Raw genomic sequence first — 4,882 nt, forward strand, 5'->3', positions numbered from 1 at the left:
TGACCCCGGACGGCGCACCGGCGGCCCGCGGTCCGCCCCCGGCTACCCTTGCGGGGTGAGCAGCCCCACCCCCGACGCCCTCCTGGGCCCCGCCGACGTCCGCGAACTCGCGGCCGCGCTCGGCGTGCGCCCCACCAAGCAGCGCGGCCAGAACTTCGTGATCGACGCGAACACGGTCCGCCGTATCGTCCGCACCGCCGAGGTACGCCCCGACGACGTGGTGGTCGAGGTGGGACCGGGTCTCGGCTCGCTCACCCTCGCCCTCCTGGAGGCGGCCGACCGGGTCACCGCCGTCGAGATCGACGACGTCCTCGCCGGCGCCCTGCCCGCCACCGTCGCCGCCCGGATGCCCGAGCGCGCCGACCGGTTCGCGCTCGTCCACTCCGACGCGATGCACGTGACCGGCCTGCCGGGCCCGGCCCCGACCGCGCTGGTCGCGAACCTGCCGTACAACGTGGCGGTCCCCGTCCTCCTCCACATGCTGGAGACCTTCCCGAGCATCGAGCGCACCCTCGTCATGGTCCAGGCCGAGGTCGCCGACCGCCTCGCCGCCGGGCCCGGCTCGAAGGTGTACGGCGTGCCGTCGGTGAAGGCCAACTGGTACGCCGAGGTCAAGCGCGCCGGGTCCATCGGCCGCAACGTCTTCTGGCCCGCGCCGAACGTCGACAGCGGGCTCGTGTCCCTCGTCCGGCGCAGCGAGCCGCTGAAGACCACCGCCTCCCGGCGCGAGGTGTTCGCCGTCGTCGACGCCGCGTTCGCCCAGCGCCGCAAGACCCTGCGGGCCGCCCTCGCCGGCTGGGCCGGGTCGGCCGCCGCCGCCGAGGCCGCCCTCGTCGCCGCGGGCGTGTCGCCGCAGGCGCGCGGAGAGGCGCTGACCGTGGAAGAGTTCGCGCGTATCGCCGAACACAAGGAGTGACGAGCAAGTGAGCGTGACGGTCCGCGTCCCCGCCAAGGTCAACGTCCAGCTCGCGGTCGGCGCCGCCCGCCCCGACGGCTTCCACGACCTGGCCAACGTCTTCCTCGCGGTCTCCCTGTACGACGAGGTCACCGCGACGCCCTCACCGGAGGGTCTGCGCGTCACCTGCGAGGGCCCGGATGCGGACCAGGTCCCGCTGGACCACAGCAACCTGGCGGCCCGCGCGGCCCTCGCGCTCGCCGAGCGGTACGGCCGCGAACCGGCCGTCCACCTCCACATCGCCAAGGACATCCCCGTCGCCGGCGGCATGGCGGGCGGCAGCGCCGACGGCGCGGGCGCGCTGCTGGCCTGCGACACCCTGTGGGGCACCGGCGCCTCCCGCGACGAACTGCTCGACATCTGTGCCGAGCTGGGCAGCGACGTGCCGTTCAGCCTGGTCGGCGGGGCGGCGCTGGGCACGGGGCGGGGCGAGCGGCTGACGGAACTGGAGACCGGCGGCGACTTCCACTGGGTGTTCGCGCTGGCCGCGCGGGGGCTGTCGACGCCGGCGGTCTTCCGCGAGTTCGACCGGCTGGGGGAGGGGCGGGACATCCCCGAGCCGGTCGCCGACCAGGCCGTCCTGGACGCCCTCGCCAAGGGCGACGCGGCCGCGCTCGCCGTCGCGGTCTCCAACGACCTCCAGCCCGCCGCGCTCTCCCTCTTCCCCGAACTCTCCGACACCCTCGCGGCGGGCCGCGCGGCGGGCGCGCTGGCGGCCCTCGTCTCGGGCTCGGGCCCGACCACGGCCTTCCTCGCCACGGACGCCAAGTCCGCCTCCGACATCGCGGGCGTGCTGCGGGCCTCGGGCACCTGCCGGGACGTACGGACCGCGATGGGGGCGGCGGCGGGGGCGACGGTGGTCTGAGGGGCTACTGCCTACCGAGCGCCGACAGATCGATGCCGATGGCGCACGGCTGGTCCACCTTGAGGACGTCGCGATGCAGACCTGTGTGCACGTACGCCTTGGTCCTCGGTTCCAGCTCATAGACATGGACGACAGGCCCGCCATTCGTTCCGCCCCGCTCCACGCGCCAGAAGCTCGGAATGCCGGCGGCCGCGTACTTGTACGGCTTCGTCGTGCGGTCGCGGGACTCGGACTCCGGGGACACGACCTCGACGGCGAGGAGGACGTCCTTGGCCCGGAAACTGGTCTGATCCATTCCGGTGACCGCGTCGGCTCGCACCACGCTGATGTCGGGTTCGGGTCCGTTGCGGTCGTCGAGGAGAACGGTCATCTCCCGTTCGACGCTGAACTCCGGGGGCAGCGAGTTGCGCAGCCCATTGCACAGCAGGTCGATCACCAAGTAGCGGAAACGGCGCTGCGGACTCACGAAAACCAGGCTCCCGTCGATCAGCTCAGTGTGCGGCGGGAGATCCGGCAGCGTGAACAGGTCGTCCACGGTGTATCCGTCCTGCGGCGGCACCGGCCAGCGCGGGCGGCGGTGCTCTACGGACTCGGCGGTCATGGTTCCTCCCATGGACGGGATCCTGCTGCCTGTTCTCCACCGTAGCCGGACGCTCCGACACACGTCACCACAAAGAGTGACCACCCCCGCCCGCGTCCCCCCACCCCCCGGAGGGCCTACGCTTGAAGGCTGATCGATCCCCCAGGCAGGAGAGAAATGGCCGTCAATCTGGTCAATGTCGAGAACGTCAGCAAGGTGTACGGCACCCGTGCACTTCTCGACGGCGTGTCCCTCGGCGTCTCCGAGGGGGACCGCATCGGTGTCGTCGGCCGCAACGGCGACGGCAAGACGACCATGATCCGGATGCTCGCCAAGCTGGAGGAGCCCGACACCGGACGGGTCACCCACTCCGGCGGGCTGCGGCTCGGCGTGCTCAGCCAGCACGACTCCCTCGACCCGGAGGCCACCGTCCGCCACGAGGTCATCGGCGACATGGCCGACCACGAGTGGGCGGGCAACGCCAAGGTCCGCGACGTGCTGACCGGCCTGTTCGGCGGGCTCGACCTGCCCGGCTTCCCGCAGGGGCTGGACACCGTCATCGGGCCGCTCTCCGGCGGTGAGCGCCGCCGGATCGCGCTGGCCAAGCTGCTCATCGACGAGCAGGACCTGATCGTCCTGGACGAGCCCACCAACCACCTCGACGTCGAGGGCATCGCCTGGCTGGCCAAGCACCTGCGCGAGCGGCGCTCCGCACTCGTCTGCGTCACCCACGACCGGTGGTTCCTCGACCAGGTCTGCACCCGCATGTGGGACGTCCAGCGCGGCGACGTCTACGAGTACGAGGGCGGCTACTCCGACTACGTCTTCGCCCGCGCCGAGCGCGAGCGCATCGCCGCCACCGAGGAGACCAAGCGGCAGAACCTGGTTCGCAAGGAGCTGGCCTGGCTCAGGCGCGGCGCCCCCGCCGCACCTCCAAGCCCCGCTTCCGCGTCGAGGCCGCCAACGAGCTGATCGCCGACGTGCCGCCGCCCCGCGACAGCAGCGAGCTGATGAAGTTCGCCTCGTCCCGGCTCGGCAAGACCGTGTTCGACCTGGAGGACGTGACCGTCCAGGCCGGCCCCAAGGTGCTGCTCAAGCACGTCACCTGGCAGCTCGGCCCCGGCGACCGCATCGGCCTGGTCGGCGTCAACGGCGCCGGCAAGACGTCCCTGCTGCGCGCCATGGCCGAGGCCGCCCGCAGCGAGGGCGAGCAGCAGCCGGCCGGCGGCCAGGTCCGCGTCGGCCGGACCGTCAAGCTGGCCTACCTGTCGCAGGAGGTCGCCGAACTCGACCCGGACTGGCGGGTGCTGGAGGCCGTGCAGCGCGTCCGCGAGCGCGTCGACCTCGGCAAGGGCCGCGAGATGACCGCGGGCCAGCTCTGCGAAACTTTCGGCTTCGGCAAGGAGAAGCAGTGGACGCCCGTCGGCGACCTGTCCGGCGGTGAGCGCCGGCGGCTCCAGCTGCTGCGCCTGCTCATGGACGAGCCCAACGTCCTCTTCCTCGACGAGCCCACCAACGACCTCGACATCGAGACCCTGACCCAGCTGGAGGACGTCCTCGACGGCTGGCCCGGCTCGATGATCGTCATCTCCCACGACCGGTTCTTCGTCGAGCGCACCACCGACCGCGTCTTCGCCCTCCTCGGCGACGGCGCCCTGCGGATGCTGCCGCGCGGCATCGACGAGTACCTGGAGCGACGGCAGCGCATGGAGGAGGCGGCCGCTGCCAACTCCCCCGCGCCGGCGGCGAGGACGGCCGCCGAGACGCCCGAGAAGAGCGCCGCCGACGTGCGCGCCGCCAAGAAGGAGCTCCAGAAGATCGAGCGGCAGCTCGACAAGGTCTCCGAGAAGGAGACCAAACTGCACGCGCAGATCGCCGACAACGCCACGGACTTCGCGAAGGTGGCCGAACTGGACGCCGAGCTGCGCGCCTTGGCCGGACAGCGCGACGAACTGGAGCTGCGCTGGCTGGAACTGGCGGAGGACGCCTGACGCGCTGGGTGCGGGGGGCGCGCGTAGCGTGAAGGGGGCGTGAAGGCGCGTAACGAGGGCATCACGGGCCGGTCCTCCCTTGGGAACAGGGGCGGACGCGGCCCGGTGTGCTGTCGGCACCGGGTGATAGAAAGGGCCGTCTGAAGACTGTATGAGTGACCGCCCGATGACGCTTCCGAGGCCAGCGCGTACTTCGGGGCGTGGCGGAAAATCAGTGAGCAATAAGGGGGAACGCGCTGATGAGCCAGCCGCCCAACCAGCCGCCGCAGCCGGGTGGCTTCGGAGCACCGCAGGACCCGCCGCCTGGCGGTGGTTTCGGGGCGCCGCAGACGCCGCCGCCCCCGCAGGGCCCGCCCCAGACGCCGCCGCCTCCGCAGGGCCCGCCGCAGCCGGGGTACGGATACCCGCAGCAGCCCGGTCCCTACGCGCAGCCGGGCCCGTACAACTCCGGCCCGTACGCCCAGCCCCAGCAGCCGGGGCCCTACGGCCAA

Annotated in this window: 4 protein-coding genes and 1 pseudogene; 4 read left to right on the forward strand and 1 reads right to left on the reverse strand. The window is 72.4% G+C overall.

Annotated elements, in window-relative coordinates; all coding sequences use genetic code 11:
- Positions 1-55: 55 nt before the first annotated feature.
- On the forward strand, positions 56-916 hold the full coding sequence (gene rsmA, locus GTW67_RS04985; protein ID WP_161163576.1) for a 16S rRNA (adenine(1518)-N(6)/adenine(1519)-N(6))-dimethyltransferase RsmA: 861 nt from the start codon (positions 56-58) through the stop codon (positions 914-916).
- A 7-nt stretch (positions 917-923) separates the two neighbouring features.
- Positions 924-1,820: a 4-(cytidine 5'-diphospho)-2-C-methyl-D-erythritol kinase gene (locus tag GTW67_RS04990; protein WP_161163577.1), complete on the forward strand. Its 897-nt coding sequence runs from the start codon at positions 924-926 to the stop codon at positions 1,818-1,820.
- Positions 1,821-1,824: 4 nt separating this feature from the next.
- Here GTW67_RS04990 and GTW67_RS04995 read toward each other — a convergent pair whose 3' ends face one another.
- The gene (locus GTW67_RS04995) at positions 1,825-2,421 is read right to left on the reverse strand and encodes a Uma2 family endonuclease (RefSeq protein ID WP_161163578.1); all 597 of its coding nucleotides are present in this window, start codon (positions 2,419-2,421) and stop codon (positions 1,825-1,827) included.
- Between the two features lie 156 nt (positions 2,422-2,577).
- Here GTW67_RS04995 and GTW67_RS05000 point away from each other — a divergent pair.
- Together GTW67_RS05000 and GTW67_RS37450 are read left to right on the forward strand one after the other, a co-directional pair.
- Positions 2,578-4,391, forward strand: a pseudogene (locus tag GTW67_RS05000) (ABC-F family ATP-binding cassette domain-containing protein).
- A gap of 239 nt (positions 4,392-4,630) precedes the next feature.
- A partial coding sequence (locus GTW67_RS37450) for a hypothetical protein (protein ID WP_237518670.1) occupies positions 4,631-4,882 on the forward strand: 252 nt, incomplete at its 3' end.

The organism is Streptomyces sp. SID5910 (assembly GCF_009862125.1).
Taxonomy (GTDB): Bacteria; Actinomycetota; Actinomycetes; order Streptomycetales; family Streptomycetaceae; genus Streptomyces.